The sequence below is a fragment of the Pseudomonas sp. UBA3153 genome (genome assembly GCF_002364635.1).
Classification (GTDB): Bacteria; Pseudomonadota; Gammaproteobacteria; order Pseudomonadales; family Pseudomonadaceae; genus Pseudomonas_O; species Pseudomonas_O kuykendallii.
The window spans coordinates 59766-80068 of record NZ_DEYR01000033.1; the positions used below are offsets into that span (position 1 = coordinate 59766).

The 20303-nt window shown below is 67.1% G+C and carries 18 protein-coding genes and 1 pseudogene; 4 read left to right on the forward strand and 15 right to left on the reverse strand.

Annotated features, from left to right (window positions below):
• Window positions 1-78 precede the first annotated feature (78 nt).
• Complete coding sequence (locus tag B2X67_RS07865) at window positions 79-519, forward strand: nuclear transport factor 2 family protein (RefSeq protein WP_286785150.1); 441 nt, start codon at window positions 79-81, stop codon at window positions 517-519.
• A 64-nt stretch (window positions 520-583) separates the two neighbouring features.
• Here B2X67_RS07865 and B2X67_RS07870 read toward each other — a convergent pair whose 3' ends face one another.
• A complete protein-coding gene (locus B2X67_RS07870; protein WP_286785151.1) occupies window positions 584-1414 on the reverse strand; it encodes an AraC family transcriptional regulator in 831 nt (276 codons plus the stop codon).
• A 129-nt stretch (window positions 1415-1543) separates the two neighbouring features.
• On the opposite strand from B2X67_RS07870, the gene B2X67_RS07875 reads away from it, so the two are divergent.
• A complete protein-coding gene (locus B2X67_RS07875; RefSeq protein WP_286785152.1) occupies window positions 1544-2062 on the forward strand; it encodes a carboxymuconolactone decarboxylase family protein in 519 nt (172 codons plus the stop codon).
• A 26-nt stretch (window positions 2063-2088) separates the two neighbouring features.
• Window positions 2089-2343: a glutaredoxin 3 gene (grxC, locus tag B2X67_RS07880; RefSeq protein WP_286785153.1), complete on the forward strand. Its 255-nt coding sequence runs from the start codon at window positions 2089-2091 to the stop codon at window positions 2341-2343.
• A gap of 30 nt (window positions 2344-2373) precedes the next feature.
• Here grxC and B2X67_RS07885 read toward each other — a convergent pair whose 3' ends face one another.
• From B2X67_RS07885 to betI, 4 genes are all read right to left on the reverse strand, one after another.
• Entirely contained in the window at window positions 2374-2772 is a 399-nt protein-coding gene (locus B2X67_RS07885) for a hypothetical protein (protein WP_286785154.1), read from the reverse strand.
• A gap of 160 nt (window positions 2773-2932) precedes the next feature.
• Entirely contained in the window at window positions 2933-4618 is a 1686-nt protein-coding gene (gene betA / locus B2X67_RS07890) for a choline dehydrogenase (RefSeq protein WP_286785155.1), read from the reverse strand.
• A gap of 54 nt (window positions 4619-4672) precedes the next feature.
• Window positions 4673-6145 carry a betaine-aldehyde dehydrogenase gene (betB, locus tag B2X67_RS07895; protein WP_286785156.1) on the reverse strand — a complete coding sequence of 491 codons (1473 nt, stop codon included), beginning with the start codon at window positions 6143-6145 and terminating at the stop codon, window positions 4673-4675.
• A gap of 171 nt (window positions 6146-6316) precedes the next feature.
• Window positions 6317-6895 (reverse strand): transcriptional regulator BetI, encoded by a 579-nt coding sequence (gene betI, locus B2X67_RS07900; RefSeq protein ID WP_282338812.1) that lies wholly within the window; start codon window positions 6893-6895, stop codon window positions 6317-6319.
• Window positions 6896-7231: 336 nt separating this feature from the next.
• On the opposite strand from betI, the gene B2X67_RS07905 reads away from it, so the two are divergent.
• Window positions 7232-9259 (forward strand): choline transporter, encoded by a 2028-nt coding sequence (locus B2X67_RS07905; protein WP_286785157.1) that lies wholly within the window; start codon window positions 7232-7234, stop codon window positions 9257-9259.
• Between the two features lie 427 nt (window positions 9260-9686).
• On the opposite strand, the gene B2X67_RS07910 is transcribed toward B2X67_RS07905, so the two are convergent.
• The 10 genes and pseudogenes from B2X67_RS07910 to B2X67_RS07955 all read right to left on the reverse strand — a co-directional run.
• Complete coding sequence (locus B2X67_RS07910) at window positions 9687-12116, reverse strand: sulfatase-like hydrolase/transferase (protein ID WP_286785158.1); 2430 nt, start codon at window positions 12114-12116, stop codon at window positions 9687-9689.
• Window positions 12117-12434: 318 nt separating this feature from the next.
• Window positions 12435-13010 carry a cytochrome b gene (locus B2X67_RS07915; protein WP_286785159.1) on the reverse strand — a complete coding sequence of 192 codons (576 nt, stop codon included), beginning with the start codon at window positions 13008-13010 and terminating at the stop codon, window positions 12435-12437.
• A 106-nt stretch (window positions 13011-13116) separates the two neighbouring features.
• Window positions 13117-14487 carry a sensor histidine kinase gene (locus B2X67_RS07920; protein ID WP_286785160.1) on the reverse strand — a complete coding sequence of 457 codons (1371 nt, stop codon included), beginning with the start codon at window positions 14485-14487 and terminating at the stop codon, window positions 13117-13119.
• A 1-nt stretch (window position 14488) separates the two neighbouring features.
• Window positions 14489-15145: a response regulator gene (locus tag B2X67_RS07925; protein WP_090231567.1), complete on the reverse strand. Its 657-nt coding sequence runs from the start codon at window positions 15143-15145 to the stop codon at window positions 14489-14491.
• Between the two features lie 23 nt (window positions 15146-15168).
• Window positions 15169-15825 (reverse strand): hypothetical protein, encoded by a 657-nt coding sequence (locus B2X67_RS07930; RefSeq protein ID WP_286785161.1) that lies wholly within the window; start codon window positions 15823-15825, stop codon window positions 15169-15171.
• Window positions 15822-16625 (reverse strand): SDR family oxidoreductase, encoded by an 804-nt coding sequence (locus tag B2X67_RS07935; RefSeq protein WP_286785162.1) that lies wholly within the window; start codon window positions 16623-16625, stop codon window positions 15822-15824. The genes B2X67_RS07930 and B2X67_RS07935 overlap by 4 nt, the downstream gene beginning before the upstream one ends.
• Window positions 16612-17304, reverse strand: a complete 693-nt coding sequence (locus tag B2X67_RS07940) for a TenA family transcriptional regulator (RefSeq protein ID WP_286785163.1) — start codon at window positions 17302-17304, stop codon at window positions 16612-16614. The genes B2X67_RS07935 and B2X67_RS07940 overlap by 14 nt, the downstream gene beginning before the upstream one ends.
• A 9-nt stretch (window positions 17305-17313) precedes the next feature.
• Window positions 17314-18780: an AMP-binding protein gene (locus B2X67_RS07945; protein ID WP_286785164.1), complete on the reverse strand. Its 1467-nt coding sequence runs from the start codon at window positions 18778-18780 to the stop codon at window positions 17314-17316.
• Entirely contained in the window at window positions 18770-19675 is a 906-nt protein-coding gene (locus tag B2X67_RS07950) for a thermostable hemolysin (RefSeq protein ID WP_312206375.1), read from the reverse strand. The genes B2X67_RS07945 and B2X67_RS07950 overlap by 11 nt, the downstream gene beginning before the upstream one ends.
• Before the next feature lie 82 nt (window positions 19676-19757).
• Window positions 19758-20303, reverse strand: a pseudogene (locus tag B2X67_RS07955) (PLP-dependent aminotransferase family protein); the annotation flags it as partial.

Here is a 20303-nt window from a genome sequence, read left to right on the forward strand (position 1 = left end):
TGCAGCGAACCCGTAGTGCGCCAACAGCGCAATCCGCCGCCGCGCTGGCGGCTCCGACAACAAGAAGAAGGTACAGACATGAGCGACCTGCAACTCCAGCCGCCCGCGGCAACCTCCCTGCAACGCTGGCACGCGATGGTGGCCGACGCCGACCTGAGTGCGCTGCCGGAACTGCTGGCACCGAGCGTGGTGTTCCGCTCGCCGATGGCGCACAGCGCCTATCCGGGTGCGCCGGTCGTGGCGACGATTCTCAACACGGTGATCCAGGTCTTCGAGAACTTCACCTATCACCGCCAGCTGGCGAGCGCCGACGGGCTGAACGTGGTGCTGGAGTTCAGCGCCCAGGTGGGTGGCAAGGAGCTCAAGGGCATCGACATGATCCGCTTCGACGAAAGCGGCAAGATCGTCGATTTCGAGGTGATGGTCCGGCCAATGAGCGCGTTGCAGGCGCTGGGCGCGGAGATGGGCGCGCGGCTCGCGCCCTACCTGGCGGCGCACAAGGCGAAGAGCGCCGGCTGATCAGGTGCGGTGGAGCGCCGCCCTCGACCTGGGGGGGCGGTGGTCCGGGCGGCGCTTCGGGTTTCTAGCCGGCGGCGCCGATCCGCTGCGTCCATTCGCTGGGGCTTGCCCCGACCTTGCGACGGAACGCCCGGGCCAGCGCGGACGGGCTTTCGTAACCCACTTCGTCGGCGATCAGGGCGATCGGGCGTCCTTCGCGCAGACGTTTCTGCGCCAGACTGACGCGCCAACCGGCGAGGTAGTTCGCCGGCGTGCTGCCCACCACCTTGTGGAAACGGGCCGCGAAGCTGGCGCGCGACATGCTCGCGGCACTGGCCAGCTCGGCGACCGACCAGGGCCGGGCAGGCTGGTCGTGCATCAGCGTCATCGCCCGCGCCAGGCGCAGGTCGGCGAGCCCGGCCATCATCCCGGTGGAGATCGCGCCCTCGTTCATCAGTTGCCGGAACAGCTGGATCAGCATCAGCTCGATCAGCCGGTTGAGGATCGCGTCGCGCCCGCAATCCTCGCCGAACGCCTCGCGGAACAGCCAGTCCAGGCTGCCGCTCAGCGTCGGCAGCTCGTCCAGCGGCAGCACGATGTGGCTGGGCAGCGCCTGTGACAGCGGGTTGTCGACGCCACCGTCGAAATTCAGCGTCGCGCAGACCAGCTCCGCGTGATCGGCTTCGCCCGCCACCAGCTGGTGCGCCTGCGGCCGCGCCAGCAACACCAGGCTGGGCCTGTCGATGACGGTGGGCGGGCCGTTGCCCTCGCGAAAGCTGATTCTCCCCGAACGCAGCAGGTGGATGTAGCCGCGTTGCTCCTTGCCGGTGAAACCGCTGATACCGCAGAAGCCACCCAGGTGGAACGCCGAGGCGTGCAGGCTGAAGTGCTCCATGAGGGCGGAGAGTCGATCCATGTCTGGTTTCCTCGTTTAGACGATCAGTCGCATAACTTCGACGATTTGAATCCAAAAGGAAAGGCCGGCTGCCTACCATCGGTTCCAAGGGTTGTCGATCGGCGACCCGCCACCGACTGGAGAATCATCATGACCCGCATTGCCGCACTGCCCCTCGAACAAGCTCCCGCCGCTTCCCGCGCACAACTGGAAGCCCTGCAGAAGAGCCTCGGTTTCCTCCCCAACGCGTTCAAGACCCTGGCCCATTCGCCTGCGGCCCTGGGCGGTTACCTGGCATTGGCCGGGGCCATGGCGAAGAGTTCGCTCAGCGCCGCGGAGCGCGAGACGGTCGCCCTCGCCACATCGCAGGTCAACGGCTGCGAATACTGCCTGGCCGCGCATACGCTGTTCGCCGGCAAGGCCGGGCTCGACGCCGAGGCCATCGGCGAAGCACGACAGGGGCGTCTGAGCGCGCTGGCGCTGTTCGCCCGGCAGGTGACCGAGAGCCGTGGCCAGGTCAGCGATGCGCAACTCGCCGCGGCACGCGCCGGCGGTTTGAGCGATGCGAAGATCGTCGAGCTGATCGCCCAGGTCACCCTGCTCACGCTGACCAACTACCTCAACAACGTCGCCGCCACCGACGTCGACTTTCCGCCCGTAAGCCTGTGAGCACGGCAGACAGAGGAGCAAGCGCAATGAAACCGGTAACCCTCTACAGCACGAGTCACTGCCCCTACTGCGTCAACGCCAAGTCGTTGCTGGCGCGCAAGGGCGTCACCCCGAACGAGATCGACGTGGCGTCCTCGCCGCAGGCCCTGGCGCAGATGATGGAGCGCACCCGGCGCCGGACGGTGCCGCAGATCTACATCGGCGAACTGCACGTCGGCGGTTTCGACGACCTGGCCGCCCTGGAGCGTCGCGGCGAGCTGGACGGGCTGCTGCAAGGCTAGTGCGAACGACCGACGCGGCGCCGGGGCGCTTCAGGCGTCGCGCAACAGGTCGTTGGCGTCGAGCAGGCGATAGGCGATTTCGGGGCGTTTTTCCAGCGCCCGGCGGATCGCCGAAGGGATCGACTGGCGGGTTTTGCGACAGAGGCCAGGCAGGGGATCGATCTGGATCTGCAGGCCGCGCATGCTGCGCACTTCGTTGAAGCCGGGGCCTATCTCTAGGCGGATGCCGAGTTGCTCGTACATGCGCCGCTGCATGTGTTCGAGGTCGGGAAGGTCGGCGAGATTCTCCAGGCGTTCGAGCAGGCGCTTTTCCTCGCTGCGGTTGAGACCGAGGATGCGCAGGTCGGCGCCCGGGGTTTCGTGCAGGCGTTCGCGCTCGCAGTTGCAGGCGCCGGGCGGGCAGGGTTGGCGGGTCGGCGGAGGCGTCATGGGTCCGATCATAGCCATCCGCAGTGGCGCTTGCCCACTGCTGAGCGACGGGTGCGCGGGGCCGAACGGTGGCGATTCGTTCGCACAGCGGCGTCAGCGGCACTTACGAAAAAGGCGATCCGTCTGGATCGCCTTTTTCGTTGCCTCTTCGGCGTTTCGATCAGCCCAGCGCGCGGCGCGGGGGCTGGCGCAGCGGCGCGCCATCGGCCTTGTAGTAGCGCGTTTCGCTGCGCGGCAGGGGCGTGACGCCGCGAATCCGATCGGCGATCTTCTCGGCGATCATGATGGTGGTGGCGTTGAGGTTGCCGGTGATGATCTGCGGCATGATCGAGGCGTCCACCACGCGCAGGCCCTGCACCCCGTGCACCCGGCCCTGGCCGTCCACCACCGCCATCGCGTCGCTGCCCATCTTGCAGGTGCAGGAGGGGTGGTAGGCGGTTTCCGCGTGTTCACGGACGAAGGCGTCCAGCTGTTCGTCGCTCTGCACCTCGACGCCGGGGCTGATCTCGCGGCCGCGGTACGGGTCGAGCGCCGGCTGCGCCATGATCTCGCGGGTGATGCGGATGGCGTCGCGGAACTCCTGCCAGTCCTGCTCGCTGGACATGTAGTTGAAGAGGATGCTCGGGTGCTCGTGCGGGTCCTTGGACTTCACTTGCACGCGGCCGCGGCTGGGCGAGCGCATCGAGCCGACGTGGGCCTGGAAGCCGTGCTCTTCCACCGCGTTGCTGCCGTTGTAATTGATCGCCACCGGCAGGAAGTGGTACTGGATGTTCGGCCACTCGAACTCCTCGCGGCTGCGGATGAAGCCGCCGGCCTCGAACTGGTTGCTGGCGCCGATGCCGCTGCCGGCGAACAGCCACTGCGCGCCGATCGCCGGCTGGTTGTACCACTTGAGGGCCGGATACAGCGAAACCGGCAGGGTGCAGCTGTATTGCAGGTACATCTCCAGATGGTCCTGGAGGTTCTCGCCGACGCCCGGCAATTCGTGCACCAGCTCGATGCCAAGGCGTTGCAGCAGGTCGGCCGGGCCGACGCCGGAGCGCTGGAGAATCTGCGGCGAGGCGATGGCGCCGCCGCACAGCAGCACTTCGCGTTTCGCCCGCACGCTGACCGCTTCCTTCAGGTGGCCCCTCTGGTAGCTGACGCCCACGGCGCGCGTGCCCTCGAAGAGGATGCGGTCGGTCATCGCGTGGGTGACGATGGTCAGGTTGGGGCGCGATTTGGCCTGGTCGAGGTAGCCGCGTGCGGTGCTGGCGCGGCGGCCGTTCGGCGTGACGGTGCGGTCCATCGGGCCGAAGCCTTCCTGCTGGTAGCCGTTGAGGTCGTCGGTGCGCGGGTAACCGGCTTCCACGCCGGCCTGGATCATCGCCTCGAACAGCGGGTTGTTGCCCGCTTTCGGCGTGGTCACGCTGACCGGGCCGTCGCCGCCGTGGAAGTCGTTGGCGCCGGTGTCGCGGCTCTCTGCCTTGCGGAAATACGGCAGGCAGTCCTGGTAGGTCCAGTCCTCCAGGCCCGGTTCCTTCGCCCAGTTGTCGAAGTCCATCGCGTTGCCGCGGATGTAGCACATGCCGTTGATCAGCGACGACCCGCCCAGCCCTTTGCCACGGCCGCACTCCATGCGGCGGTTGTTCATGTGCGGCTCGGGATCGGTCAGATAGGCCCAGTTGTAGCGGCGGCCCTGCAAGGGGAAGGCGAGGGCGGCGGGCATCTGCGTGCGGAAGTCCATCCGGTAGTCGGGACCGCCGGCTTCCAGCAGCAGCACGCTGACGTCGCGGTCTTCGCTCAGGCGCGCGGCGAGGACGTTACCGGCCGAGCCGGCGCCGATGATGATGTAGTCGTACTGCATGAAACCTCCTTTCGCATTGTCCGGCTCGGGTGGCCCCGCGGGGCCGGCAGGCATTCAGAACACCGAGGCGAAATCGCCCAGCTCGACCTGCACCGATTTGATCTGCGTGTAGTGTTCCAGCGTGGCGACGCCGTTCTCACGGCCGACACCGGAGTGCTTGTAGCCGCCCACCGGCATTTCCGGCGCGGATTCGCCCCAGGTGTTGATCCAGCAGATGCCGGCCTGCAAGCGATGGATCACCCGGTGCGCGCGGGCGAGGTCACGGGTCACCAGGCCGGCGGCGAGGCCGTAGTCGGTGTCGTTGGCGCGGCGGATGACCTCCTCTTCGCTGTCGTAGGTGAGGATGCTCATCACCGGGCCGAAGATTTCCTCGCGGACGATCTGCATGTCGTCGGTGCAGTCGCTGAACACCGTGGGTGCGACGAACGCACCTTTGCCCAGCTCGCCTTCCGTCACGCGCCCGCCGCCGATCAGCAGGCGCGCGCCTTCACGCTTGCCGCTCTCGATGTAGCGCAGCACCGACTCCATGTGCGCGAAGCTCACCAGCGGGCCGAAGTTGACGCGCGCATCCAGCGGGTCGCCGAGGCGGATGCGCTTCACCCGTTCCACCACCTTGGCCTCGAACGCCGCCTGCAGCGCGCGCGGTACGAAGACCCGCGTGCCGTTGGTGCAGACTTGCCCGGAGCTGTAGAAGTTGGCCATCAGCGAGATGTCGGCGGCGCGGTCGAGGTCGGCATCCTCGAAGACGATCAGCGGCGACTTGCCGCCCAGCTCCATGGTCACTTCCTTGAGCGTCGAGGCCGAGGCGCTGGCCATCACCTTCTTGCCGGTGGCGACGCCGCCGGTGAAGGAGACCTTGGCGATGCCCGGATGCTCGGCGAGCGCCTGGCCGACCTCGGCGCCGCTGCCGGTGAGCACGTTGAACACGCCATCCGGCAGGCCTGCTTCGCTGTAGATCTCAGCCAGCTTGAGCGCCGTCAGCGAGGTGACTTCACTGGGCTTGAAGATCATCGCGTTGCCGGCCGCCAGGGCCGGCGCGGATTTCCACAGGGCGATCTGGATCGGGTAGTTCCAGGCGCCGATCCCGGCGACCACGCCCAGCGGCTCGCGGCGGGTGTAGACGAAGGAACCCTCGCGCAGCGGAACCTGCAGGCCCTCGAGGGCCGGGATCAGCCCGGCGTAGTACTCCAGCACGTCGGCGCCGGTGACGATGTCCACCGCGGTGGTTTCCGACAGCGCCTTGCCGGTGTCGAGGGTTTCCAGTTCGGCCAGCGCGTCGTTGCGCTCGCGCAGCAGGTCGACGGCGCGACGCAGGATGCGCGAGCGCTGCATCGCGGTCATGGCCGCCCAGACCTTCTGTCCGCGCTGCGCGGCCTCGACGGCGCGGTCGACGTCGGCGCGCGTCGCCGCCTGCAGTTCGGCGATCACCTCGCCGTTGGCCGGGTTGATGGCCTCGAAGGTCTCGCTACCGCTGCTGCTCTGATAGCGACCGTCGATGTGGAGTTGTTGCACGCCAAAGCGGGACATGAAGGCTCCTCTCATTGGGTGGATTGCTGGTCGCAGGGCGCGCTGCGCGCCGCAGCGAATGTGGCGTTGCCCGGCGGCGCGCGCGGCGCACCCTACGGGTACCGGTGTCGCTGTAGGGCGCGCCGTGCGCACCAGGGAATGCGCGGTTGCCGGCGGTGCGCGTGGCGCACCCTACGGTTGCGAAGCGATGTAGCGATCGACTATCAGCAGAGCCTGCGACAGGTCGAAGGGTTCACCGCTGAGCACGCTGCGCAGCCACAATCCGTCGATCAGGCCGGCAAGGCCCTGCGCCGCCAGGCGCGCCTCGTCGCGCGGCAGGAAGCGGCGGAACTCGTAACAGAGGTTCGAGTACAGCCGGCGGCTGTTCACCTGCTGCAGCCGGTACAGCTGCGGGTGATGCATGCTGCTGGCCCAGAACGCCAGCCAGGTCTTCATCGCCGCGGCGTTGGTCTGGCTGTCGTCGAAGTTGGCCAGCGCGATCGCCCGCAGGCGGGCCTGGGGCGAGCGGTCGGCGAGGGCGTCGAGACGCGTGCGCACGGCGCTGCCCAGATGCGTCAGCAGGTAGCGCATGGTCGCTTCCAGCAAGCCGTTCTTGTCGCTGAAGTAGTGGCTGATGATGCCGTTGGACACGCCGGCGCGGCGTGCGATCTGCGAGATCGACGCCTCGTGCATGCCCACTTCGTTGACGGCGGCGAGCGTCGCTTCGATCAGCTGCTGCCGGCGTATCGGCTGCATTCCCACTTTCGGCATGTGCTTCTCCTGGCGCGGAATTTGGGGTGGCCGGGCGTGTTCTGCGGACGCGGCGGCCGATGGCATCACCCCTTCAATCTAGTCGTTTTTAATTGAACGTTCAATTAATAAAAAGTATATTTCACCTCCGCCTCAGCGTCGATCCGCGCGACGTCCTGCTCGCCGCCGCCTGCTTCGCGCCTGAACGAAGCGGCCGACGAGGCGTCTATCTTCCTGGCTCAACAGCCCGGTAATCGCGGCTCCGGGCCGCTCTCCACAGGCGCCGGAGGCCACCGGCGGGCCACGCCGGACACGGATCGCGCTGCGACTCATCCAAGGGACCTTCCAGGGGAAAACATGCCTTCGACCGACCTCCAGACGAAACCCAGAGATTCGCTCAACAAGGCGGTCTTCTTCACCGCCGCGGGGCTGATCCTCGCCTTCACGCTGATGACCGTGTTCTTCACCGAGGTGTCGGGGCGAACCATTGGCGCGGTGCTGAGCTGGGTGTCGTCCACCTTCGGCTGGTACTACCTGCTGGCGGCCACGCTCTACATCGTCTTCGTGCTCTTCGTGGCGAGCTCGCGCTTCGGTGCCATCAAGCTCGGCCCGGAGCAGTCCAAGCCCGAATTCAGCCTGCTCAGCTGGTCGGCGATGCTGTTCGCCGCCGGCATCGGCATCGACCTGATGTTCTTCTCGGTGGCCGAGCCGGTGACCCAGTACATGCTGCCGCCCGAAGGCGAGGGGCAGACGGTGGAGGCGGCGCGCCAGGCGATGGTCTGGACGCTGTTCCACTACGGCCTGACGGGCTGGTCGATGTACGCGCTGATGGGCATCGCGCTCGGCTACTTCAGCTACCGCTACAACCTACCGCTGACGATCCGCTCCTCGCTGTACCCGATCTTCGGCAAACGCATCGACGGGCCGATCGGCCACAGCGTCGACATAGCCGCGGTGGTCGGCACCATCTTCGGCATCGCCACCACCCTGGGCATCGGCGTGGTGCAGCTGAACTACGGGCTGAAGGTGCTCTTCGACCTGCCGGAAAACCTCACGGTGCAGGGCGCGCTGATCCTGCTGTCGGTGGTGATGGCGACGATCTCGGTCACCTCCGGGGTGAACAAGGGCATCCGTATCCTTTCCGAACTCAACGTGCTGCTGGCGCTGGGGCTGCTGCTTTTCCTGCTGTTCTTCGGCCACACCGAGTTCCTGCTCAACGCGCTGGTGCTGAACATCGGCGACTACGTCAACCGCTTCCTCGGCATGACGCTGAACAGCTTCGCCTTCGACCGGCCGACCGAGTGGATGAACAGCTGGACGCTGTTCTTCTGGGCCTGGTGGGTGGCCTGGGCGCCCTTCGTCGGGCTGTTCCTGGCGCGCATCTCGCGCGGGCGGACGATTCGCCAGTTCGTCCTCGGCACGCTGATCATCCCGTTCGTGTTCACCCTGCTGTGGCTGTCGATCTTCGGCAACAGCGCGCTGTACCAGATCTTCCACGGCAACCTGGCCTTCGCCAACGAGGTCATCGCCCACCCGGAGCGCGGCGTCTACAGCCTGCTGGCGCAGTATCCGGGCTTCACCCTCAGCGCCTCGGTGGCGACCATCACCGGGCTGCTGTTCTACGTGACCTCCGCGGATTCCGGCTCGCTGGTGCTGGGCAACTTCACCTCGCGGCTCGCCGACATCAACAGCGACGCGCCCAATTGGCTGCGCATCTTCTGGTCGGTGACCATCGGCCTGCTGACCCTGGGCATGCTGATGACCGACGGCATCACCGCGCTGCAGAACACCACGGTGATCATGGGCCTGCCGTTCAGCTTCGTGATGTTCTTCGTGATGGCCGGGCTGTACAAATCGCTGCGCCTGGAGGACTACCGCAAGGCCAGCAACCTGCAGCCGCTCGCCAGCATGTCGGTGGACGCCTCGCTGAACTGGAAGCAGCGCCTGTCGCGGGTGATGCATTTCCCCGGCACCTCGCACACGCAGAAGATGCTCGACAGCGTCTGCCGCCCGGCGATGCAGGAAGTGGCGCAGGAGCTGGAACTGCGCGGCGCCAAGGTGCAGTTCTCCGAACATCCGCCGACCGGCGACGAGAAACTCAGCCACCTGGAGCTGCTGGTGCTGCTGGGCGACGAGCAGAACTTCGTCTACCAGATCTGGCCGCAGGAATACGTGGTGCCGGGCTTCACCTACCGCGCCCGCGCCGGCAAGTCGCATTACTTCCGCCTGGAGACCTTCCTGCGCGAAGGCACACAAGGCAACGACCTGATGGACTACAGCAAGAACCAGGTGATCAACGACATCCTCGACCACTACGAGCGCCACCTGAACTTCCTACACATCTACCGCGAGGCGCCAGGCAACGCGCTGACCTTCCCGGAGTGAGGGAAGATCGAGGCAGGTACGCCGACGGTCGAGATGCGCGGCTACCTGTCGGTCCTGTGGCATCTCGGGCTGCTGGACGAGGTCTTCCCTGTCTCTTCGCCGGGTAGCGACGAGCATCGGGTTCGACTCAGGAAAATGGCGGAGGACGATTTTTGATGGCCACTGCCTGTCTCTATGTCCAACTGACCGGCTCGCTGGAGGTGACCACGCTAGGACGCCTGCAGGTGGCGTGCCCGGCTTCATCAGGGACGCGTCTGCGGATGGTTGGGGGCAACGCCTGATCGAAAGGAGAATGGCGCGCCTCTGGACGCCATCGGCTACCTGCGCTCTCCCCACCATGACCGGGCAGGCAATTTAGTGGCCGGCGCAAGCCGCGTGCCGCACCTCCGCCAGCACCTCGCCCGCTCCTGACCGGGGCGCGCCGAGTTCAGCCATTCGGGCCCGCGACGGGTTTGCGCATGCGCACCGAATAGCGCAGCCGGGCGTGGGCGTCGTAGCCGTCCGCCTTGCTGTACAGGGCGTCCTGGTCCACGGTTTCCACCGCTAGCCCATGCCGTTCGCCCAGGTCGTGCCAGAAGCTGCGGCGCAAGAAGGCGTTGCCCGAAGGTCGGTGCTCGCTGCGATAGCGGCCCAGGCGTTCCGGGTCGTTGAGCAGGCCGATGTAGATCAGCCCGCCGGGACGGGCCAGGCGGACCATCTCCAGAGCGGCCCGCTCGCACGCCGCCTGCGACGGCAGGTAGAGGAACACCGCGTTGGAGATTACCTTGTCGTAGTGATTGGCGGTCGCGCGGGAGAGGTCCTGCACGTCGCCCACCCAGAACTCGCCCTGCAATCGGGACTGGGCGACCCTGATCAGCTCGGCCGACAGGTCCATGCCGTCGATCCCGATATGCCAGTGTGCCTGCAAGGCGTGGAGGAACGCGCCTGAGCCGCAGCCCGCCTCGAACACCCGGTCGCCGTCCTGCACGCCGATGAAGCGCGCGCAGTTCTGGCAGAAGGCCTGCCAGTCGCTACGCGAAAACAGCACCCAGTTGTTCAGTTCGTGCAGGTCGCTTCGCTCGCTGTCCCTGGCCAGCTCGTCGTATTGCGCGGCGACCGCCGAGACCGGCGGAGGCGGGGCGAGCAACTGGCGCCGCGCAAGAATTTCGGCAGCCAGCGGGTGGCCCGCCAGCTCGGCCAGCCACGCCACCCGCTCCTCGGGTTCCAGCCGCTCCCAGTGGTCGCCGAGCTCAGGGTTCCTGAGGTCGAGCAATTCGAAGTGCCGCGTCAGGTCGTGGTAGATCAGCAGCCAGTGCTGGCGACTCAGGGCGAAGGGTTCGCAGGCCCATTGGCGGAACGCGCTGGTGTTGTGCATCAGCAGGGTCCTGCCGGCGCCGATGGGCGCCAGCAGGCTTTGTCCCGAGCCCAGGCGCTGGCGCGTTTCGAGGTCGACGCCGAACAGTTGCAGCAACGTCGGATACAGGTCGATATGGCTCACGGTGACCTCGACGTTGGCCCGCAACTGCCGGCATTGCGCGTGGTCGAGGGCGTTGGCCGGCCAGCGCAGCCAGAACGGCACCGACAGGTTGTCGAGGTCCAGCTGGTCGAGGCGCAGCGGCATGCGCCGCGCCTGCTGGCGGTCGTAGCGCTCCGGCGTCTCGCCGTGGTCGGCGGTGAAGGCGATCAGTGTGTTGCCCAGCTGGCCGCTGGCCGAGAGGCTGTCCAGCAACTCGCCCAGGCAGGCGTCGAAGAGGCGCAGCGCGTCGAGGTAGTCGGCGAGCGCGGAGGGCGTGCGCGTCGGCCGGTCGCCGCCCTGGGGGCTGAACGGCGCGTGCAGCATGTTGTAGTTGACCACCGAGAAGAACGGCGCGTCGCAGCGCGGCAGTTCGGCCGTCAGGTAGCGGTTCAGTACGCGATCATCCATCGCCATGTCGTTCACGGCCTGCTCGCCGAGCACCTCGCGGTAAACGGCGCGGTCCAGCGAAGGGCCGATCAGGAAGGCCTCGAGGCCGCACCAGTCGAGGCTTTGCGAGCTGTAGAACGAGGTGTGGTAGCCCCGCGACTTGGCGACATCCCAGAGCAACGGCGTGCGGTGGAAACGCTCCCAGGATTGCTCGGGCGACAGGCCGGTGAAAAGGCTGGCATAGGCGATGTCGCTGCTCGATGAGTTGGCCAGCGCCTGGGGGAAGTCGACCAGCCGCCCCGAGTCGATCTCCTGCCTGACGAACGCCTGGTACCGCGGCGTCGCCTCGCGCCCGGCCGGGCTTTCCAGCACGCGCCTGGACAGGCTCTCGCAGACGATCAGCAGCACGTTGGGCCGGGTTGAGCTGAAGGGCCCGGCGGTGGGGCGGGGGAGTTCCTCGCGCTGCGCTGCCGCCAGCCCGGCGACCCGTTCAGGTTCGCGGCGGCTTTTCCACCATGCCAGGATCAGATTGGGCACCGGCAGCCTGGGTGACCCGCGCCGCAGCGACAGGCCGTTCACGCCCAGGTAGCCGGCCCAGAGGACGACGAGGAGACCACCGGGCGCGGCGAACGCCGGGCCGGTGGCCGCCAGCAGGCAGGCGCCCAGCACGGCCAGCAGGAGCAACCCGTCGCTCGCGCCGAGTTCCTGGCGCAACAGCAACTTCGCATTGGCGGGTTCGCGCCGGGCGAAGCGCAGTGCATCGGCATCCACAGGCCAGCCCAGTCGGGCGTAGAAGGCGCGATCCAGCGCGACCGCCACGCCATAGGCCAGCGCCAGGGGTAGCCAGAGCAGGTTGGGCGTGACCAGGCCCAGCACTTCGAGGGCGGCGAACTCCAGCAGCGCACGCCTTCGCGGCAGGCGACGCGGCCAGAGCGCCAGGGCCAGCATCAGGCAGGGAAAAACGGAGCGCGCCACGAGGGCAATCGCAACGGTGGAATCAGGACTCTGCATGGATCACGCGACGGCTCTGAGTGGGCGGCGAAGGTCCGGTAGGCCGACGGAATCGGCAGCGGGCGCCCGGCAGTCGTTCTGCCGCCGGTTTCTCGAAGTAGAGTAGCCAGCGTCAGCCTGTCTGCGGGGAGGGCGCCTGGCGAGGACGGAATCGCACTCCGGCGCGGGGCATTCCCCGCGCGAAAAGGCCGGTGAGTGTGGCGGTTTTCCCGGCCCTGTCAAAGGCAAATCGGCGCTGGCGGACGAGCTGCCGGGAAGGCGCCGATGCGCGGGCGGCGAACGCTAGAGCATGCGTTTGAGCACGCTGTCCCGCAGGTAGAAGTGATGCCAGAGCGCGGCGGCGATGTGCAGGCCGATGACGTAGTAGAACGCTTCGCCGAGGAAGACATGGGCGGCTTCGATGTTCTCCGCCATCGCCTTGTCCAGCGCAAAGGGCGAAGCGAGGGTTAGGCCGCCCAGCGGAATGCCGCCTCGCTCCAGCAGCACGACCATCAGGCCCATCAGCGGCTGTACCAGCAGGAAGCCGTAGAGCGCCAGGTGAGTCACCTTGGAGAGCAGTTGCATAAGCGGCGCAAGCGGTGGCTGCAGTGGCGGCGCCGGGGAGCGCAGGCGCGCGAGCAGCCTGGGCAGGACGAGCGCCAGAACCAGCAGGCCGATCCAGAAATGCCCCTGGACGAACAGCGTTCTCGGCGTGCTGCCCTTGGGAAACCAGCCGCGGCAATTGATCAGGATGTACGCCAGGATCACCAGCCCGGCCATCAGCCAGTGCAACCACCGGGAAGTGCGGGCATAGCGGGCGGGAACCAGGGTGTCGGCGGCCCGCGGATGATTGACGGTGGAACGGATGAGATCGGCCATATGCCCCTCGTGAGTGAGTGGCCACCCCGAGTGGCCGTTGGTTGCGGGAAGTATCCGGGCCTGGCTTAACGGAGTCTGAAGCTCGGCCGTGTTGGTCCTGGCCGCGTCAGCTGCTGCGCGGGATCGAAAGGCTGGCGAGCAGCCCGCCTTGCGGGTGGTTTTCCAGTGCGATGCTGCCGCCCAGGCGTTTGGCGATCATCTCCACGATCGACAGCCCGAGGCCTGCGCCATTGGGGTTGTCGCGACTGTAGAAACGCTCGAAGAGGCGTTCGATCTTTGCCTCGTCGATACCCGGCCCCCGGTCACGAACGCTCAGCACGAAGCGGTCGCCACCGGCCTCCCCGAGCTGCACGGTGACCTCGCCACCGGCGGGCGAGAAGTTGGCCGCATTGGTCACCAGGTTCTGCAGGGCGATGCCTATGGCTTGCGCGTCGCTGCGGGTTTCGTAGCGGCCGGCGGCCACCTCCAGGGACAGCTCGAGCCCCTTGTCCAGCAGCAGCGGGGTGAGTTCGGCCAGGGTCTTGCGCACCTCGCTCTCGATGTTTACCGGCTGCCAGCCCTGGCGCGCCGTCTCGGGCTCCACCCTCGCCATGGTCAGCAGCTGGTTGACCACCCGGGTCAGTCGGTCAACGCCGCCCAGCAGGAAGCGCAAGGCCTGCTCGCGGGTTTCATCGTCTTGCGCCTCCAGGGCGTTCTGCACATGGATGCGCAGGATCGCCAGCGGCGTGCGCATTTCATGGGCCGCATCGCCGATGAAGCGCCGTTCGCGTTGCAGGAGGTGGCCGACCTGCGACAGCAGCCGGTTCAGCGCGGCCTGCATCGGTTCCAGTTCCCGGGGCAGCGGGGTCAGCAGCAGTGGCTCGAGCGACTCGGCGTGCCGGCCGCGAATGACCTGTGCCATGTTCTGCAACGGCCGGAGCCCCCAGCCGACGGCCTGCCAGACCAGCACCGCGAGCAGGACCAGGCCGATCAGGTTGGGGATCAGCGTGTGCCGCACGATCCGGTCGACCAGGTCCTGACGGACATCGTCGCGCTCGCCGACCCAGATGCGCAGGCCGCGTTTCTCGTCCGGCAACAGGAAACCGTGCCAGCCGACTCCCTGGATGCTCACTTCGGCGAACCCCGGAGCGCCCGGCACCTCATCGAACACCGGAGCGCTGGCCGAGCGCACCAGGCTCTTGCCCTGCAGGTCCCAGACCTGGAAGGCCATCTTGCCTTCGTAGGGATGGCCGACCTTGTGCCGTCCCGCCTGGCTCAGCGCGGTGTTGAAGGCCTCGTAGAGCTGCTGGCGCTGCTCGTCGGGCAACGGCATCTGCACGATACCCTGCAGCAGTCGGGCGCTTTGCGCCAGCTGGGCGTCGTAGATCTCGGTGATTTCGTGGCTGCTGTCGTGGAAGTTATAGAGGGTGATGGTCAGGGTGCCTAGGATCAGCAGCGCCAGGACCAGCCACAGGGTGCGATGGCGCAACGAAGTCATCTCAGCCCTCCACCCGATAGCCGATGCCGCGCACGGTGCGGATCAGCTCGGGAAACAGCTTCTTGCGCAGATGGTGAATGTGCACCTCGAGGGTGTTGCTTTCGGCTTCCTCGTCCCAGCCGTACAGCAGTTGGGTGAGCCGCTCGCGGGTAAACACCTTGCCCGGTTGCGACAACAGCTCGTGCAGCAGCGTGTATTCCCGGGGCGTGAGAACCACCGGCGCGTCGCGGTAGCGCACCTGCTGGGTGGTGGGGTCGAGGCTGATTCCCGCGTGCTCGATCACCACCTGGGCACGCCCGCTACTGCGGCGCAGCAGTGCGCGCAGGCGGGCCTTGAGTTCATTGAGGTCGAAGGGCTTGACCAGGTAGTCGTCCGCGCCGGCATCAAGGCCGGCGATGCGGTCCTCGGTGTCGTCCCGCGCCGTGAGGATGAGCACCGGCAGGGTGCTGGCCTGCTGGCGGATCTGCTGCAACACCTGGATGCCGCCGAGGCGGGGCAAGCCCAAGTCCAGGACCAGCAGGTCGAAGGATTCGCTGAGCAGCGCATGCACCGCGCTGACGCCGTCCTGCAGCCAGTCCACGGTGTAACCCTCGGCGCGCAAACCGGCGCGTACGCCCTCACCGAGGGCGGTGTCATCTTCCACGAGCAGCAAACGCATGGGCATCCTTACGGGCTGGGCAATCAATCGAGCTTGGGTTCGATATCCTTGAGTAAAGCATCGATATCGCGGCGCCGGCCTTCGTCGGCGAGTTCGCGGCCTGGCCTGGGCGCAGCCTGTCTGGCCTGGATCAGCGCGGCCTTGGCCTCGGCGTATTTTCCTTCGCGGTACAGATGATCGCCCCAGAAGTACAGACTATCGATACCGTGCGGATTGATGCGCAGGGCCTCATGCAGCAACGCGTCAGCCTTGTCGACATCGCCGAAACCTATGGGCCAGCGCGGTACGCGGTCATACAGCGCGGCGAGGCTGGTGTAGGCCGAACCTTGCAACGCCGTCGGTTCCAGTTCCAGCGCTTTTTCCAGCATCGCCTTCGACTGCCTGGCTTTGCCCAGCGCGCCAAGTCCCCCTTCGGCTCCCGCCCAGCTGCTCACCACGATGCCGTTCCATATCCAGGCCTCGGCGGCTGCGGGCCGTTCCTCGGTGAACGCCTGGGCCTGCGCGGCGAGCTTCTCGAACTCGGCCGCCTTCTGTTTTTCCGGCGTTTCGTACTGCACCTGCGCCCAGCGCTGCTGGATGCCGAGCAGGCGCTGGCTGTCGGCCTGGTCGAGGGCCCAGGCCGGGGTTTGGCCAAGCAGGCAAAGCAGGGCGGCGAGGGCGCTGAGGGAGGCCTTGTTCATCGGGGCTGATTCTCCTGTAATTGAATGAAGCGGCGAATGACCGGCAGCTGTTTGCGCAGGGCACGGTCGACGACGCCGGGCAGAAGCCCATTCAGGCGGACGAACAGTTTTTCCGGCCAGCCCAGGTACAACTCGTTGAGGTTCTTGCCAATGGCGCCCATGACTTCGCTGGCCACGTGCTGCGGCTCGTCGACGCTGGTCTTGAGGGCTTCGTTGAGGGCCATGGCGGCGCTACTGTTCATGCCGGTGCGGGTGGCGCGCGGGGCCACGTACAGCACGTTCACCGCGGTGTCGGCAAGCTCCCGGCGCAGCGCCTCGGAAAAACCGCGCAGGGCGAACTTGCTCGCGCAGTACACGGCATAACCGGGATAGCCGATGGAGCCGTAGGTGGACCCGACGTTGACCACCAGCGCATGCGGTTGGCCGCGCAGAATCGGCAACAGGGCGCGGGTCAGCTGCATGCTGGCGACCAGGTTGACCGCCAGCATGTCGGCGATCTCCGCGTCGTCGAGTTGTTCGAGCAGGGCGAAACGGTTCACCCCGGCGCCGTTTAGCAGGAGGTTCACCCCTCCCAGGTGACGCGCTGCCTCCACGATGGCCTGCCGGCCCGCGCTGGTGCGCAGGTCGGCGCTGACCTGATGCAGTTGCAGCGGATAGCGTGCCACCAGCGCCGCCAGGGCGTCAGGCTGACGGCTCACCGCCAGCACTTGCGCGCCACCCTCGCAGAGCTGTTCGACCAGCGCCAGGCCGATGCCGCCCGTGGCGCCGGTGAGAACCACCCGGCAGTCAGACAGCCGCATGCCGCACCTCGGTGGCCGTCGCCCGCGTCTGGCTGCGTGGAAGGCCGCGGAACATCTCGCTGTAGAGGTGGTAGACAACCTTGCTGGCGTGGATCACCGCCTTCTTGTCCTCGGGATCTTCCAGTTGGTTCATCAGGTCGCGGTAGGTGTCCATGTGGCCTATGTCCAGCGCGCCATGGGAGGACAGGTAGCTGAAGGCGCGCTCCGGCAACCCCAGCCGTTGCTGCAGGGTGCTGGCCGCCTGAGTGGCCAGGGCGATGCTGGTGCCCTCCAGCACGTTGACCATGCCGAACAGACCGACCGGGTTACCCCGCGCGATCAGGTCGTAGAGAAAGCCGACCATCAGTTCGATCGCCATCGAGGGTTGTCCGTCGCGCACCGCGTCGGCGTCGCCACCACAGGCCTGGATGTCATCGAGGATCCACTTCTCGTGGCCATATTCCTCCTCGATGTATTCGCACACCGCGCCGCGCAGCCACTCCAGGCGGGCGGGCAGACGGGCGCCGCAGGCCATCATCAGCGGCACCGTATGACGCACGTGGTAATAGGCCTGGGTAAGGAACGCCCGGTAGCTGTCCAGGCTGACATCGCCGGCCAGGGCTTCGCGAATCACCGGCAGGCTGAACAGGGTCTGGCGTTCCTGGGCGGTGGCGGCTTGCAGTTCGTCGAAGAAATTCATGGTGTGACCTCACGGGGTGACGCGTTCTGAAAGAAGGTCGCGGTAGCGCGACAGGATCGCCTCCCGGCGCAGCCGGCCGTTGCTGGTGAGCAAGCCGTTGTCCGGGGTGAAGGGTTCGGCCAGGCGTTGCCAGGCATGCACCTGGGCGTAGTCCGGCAGGTGCGCGTTGGCCTGGGCGACGGTCGCGGCCAGCGTCTCGTCGCTGCATGTGGGGTCCAGCGGCCAGAGCAAGGCCAGGTTCTGGCGCAGGCCCTCGCCGTGCACGAACGCCTGGGCGATGGTGCCGCGCTGGGTCAGCTCGGCCTCGACCCAGTCCGGGTTGACGTTGCGGCCGAAGCTGGTGATGAACTGGTGCTTCTTGCGTCCCTGCAGGTACAGGTAGCCGTCCGCATCGAACTTGCCGATGTCCCCGGTATGCAGCCAGTCGCCGCTGAAGGGCTGCTCGCCGAGATAGCCCAGCAAGGCGGAGCCGCTGACCAGCACTTCGCCGTCATCCGCCAGCCGCACCGCCACGTGCCGCAACGGCCGCCCGACGCTGCCGGGGCGATCGTGCCCGGGGCGGTTGAGGCAGACCACCGAGGCGCACTCGGACAGCCCGTAGCCCTGATACACCGGCAGATCGACCTGCGCGGCGCGCTGCAGCAGATCGTCCGAGACCCGCGCGCCGCCCACCGCGACGAAGCGGAATTGCCCGGCGGACAGCTGCTTGCGCTCGATCGCCGTGACCAGGCCGAGCAGTAATTGCGGCACCAGAATCAGGCTCTGCGCGCCGCTGGTTACCAGCGCGCCAAGCAGACGCCGCCATTCCACGCCCGTGGCGCCGTGGATGCCCAGCTGTTGCTGGGAGAATACGCTGATGCTCGCCCCGGCCAGCAGTGCCGCGTAGATGCCCAGGTTCTCCAGTAGCACCGCCATCGGCAGCACCGCCAGATAGCGTTCCGGCGCGGCCGGGCGGCTCGCGTGCTCCAGCTCCCGTGCTACCCGCATCAGGGCATCCGCACTCAGGCATACGCCCTTGGGGGTGCCGGTGGTGCCTGAGGTGTAGGTGATCTTCGCGGTGCCCGCGGGTATCTCCGGATCGGCGCTCCTTGCCCGGCGCCAGAAAGCACCGTCGCGGTGAAAGCCCGCGCGCCGCATGTCCTCCGCCATTGCCTCGTCGGCGATCGCGATATCCACCTGGCTCTGGTCGAAACAGTGGACGCGCTGGGCCTGGGTAAAGAACGGCGGAAGGGTCACGCAGGGCAAACCGCTGAACAACGCCGCCAGGTCCCAGAGTACGGCTTCGGGGCTGTTGTCCATCACCAGTGCGAACACCTGACCTCGTTGCGCTTCGAGCAAGGCGCGGCGCAGCTCGACCCCTTCCCACAGCTGCTGGTAATCGAAGCGGCTGCTGTCCCCGATCAGCGCATAGGTCGACCGGCGGAGGTGCCGGTGGTTCTGCAGCGCGGCGTGCAGCGCCGTGAGTTCACGCCGCATGGCAGTGCCTCGGGTCAAAAAAAGGAAAACCCAGGCGGGCCAGCACTCCGCTGCTCTCCAGCTGTTCCAGGCCGAAGCGGATATCGCCGGCATAGACATGCGGATGCTGGCTGTAGTAGTTCCCCCACGTGCCCTGGTCCGCGCCCAGTCTCTCCGGGTCGGCGTCGCACAGCAGAAGAGGCTCGAGACCCAGGCGCTGGAAGCTGTTGATCAGCGTCGCGGCGCCGGTGAACACCACCCATTCCAGCCCGTGGCGGGCCAGCAGCCAGGTCATCGCGACGATGATCAGCCGGGCGCTGCCGGCGTTGCGCGCCGCGAGGTTGCCGACTTCGACGATGCAGCGGCGCTCCACCGGTTCGCCGGCGATGAGTGAAACGACCTGTTCCATCGGATTTTGCAGGTACTGCTCGATGAACATCGGGCCGGTTCTGCCCAGGCGGGCGCCGACCGCAGCGCAGAGCTGGCCCTGGCGATCGTGCAGGGCCATCAGCTCGGGCATGAAATGATGAATGTCGGCGCGATGCACCGCCGCGAAGCGCTCCCGGATGAAGGCCTCGACCGTCGTCCGGCCAGGGTCCTGTTCGCGCGTCAGCGACAGCGCCAGCGGACGCTGCATATCCGCGCCGAAGCTCAACGGAAACGCGGTGTGCCACTCGGTATCGATCATCGACATCTCCTCCAGGGGTAATTCGCTGGGGGCACTATCGAAAACGAACCTTAATGAACTCTGAAGATCGGCCGTGAGGGCGCCTCTGGTCGAGATCGCTGCAGCTGGCAGGGCCACTGAGCCCGCCTTCACGGCCGCCGGCGTCGCTGTCACGAAACTGCCTTGCATCCGGCTTAGGATGCAGTCGGTCGTCTGGATTCGCGACCGTTTGGATTGGCTCCTTTCCATGTGAACGCTTTCTCACTTGGCAGCTCGTGCATCGAGCTGCTTTTTTTTTGCCTGCGATTCGTCCGCCGGCCTTTCGCTTCGCTCATTCCTCTGGTGACGCGGGCGGAGTTTTCCACGCCTGGCGCAGGGCATCCAGCGCGCGGCGGATCTCCGCTTCCGGCACGGCGGCGAAGCCGAGGACCAGACCGGCGCGTGCCTCCTGCGGGGTGTCGCTGTCGGGTAGCCAGTAGCGGCTCAGGGCATTGATTTCCACGCCGACGCGTTCGGCGGCGCCGATCAACTGGCGTTCGCGGGCCAGGCTGTCGACGCGCACGCAGAGGTGCAGGCCGGCGTCCACCGCCGGCATCGGCGCGCAGCCCGGTATGGCGTCCGGCCAACCGGCCAGCAGGGCGTCGCGGCGGCTGCGGGCGGCGCTGCGCATGCGGCGGATATGGCGCTGGAAATGCCCGGCGGCGATGAACTCCGCCATCACCGCCTGGGTGCCGATTTCCGAGTGGCGCATGTCAAGCGCGCGGCGCCGGGCGAAGGGCTGGGCGAGGTTCGCCGGCAGCACCAGATAGCCCAGGCGCAGCGCTGGAAAGGTGATCTTGCAGAAGGTGCCGACGTAGAGCACGCGGCCCTGGCGGTC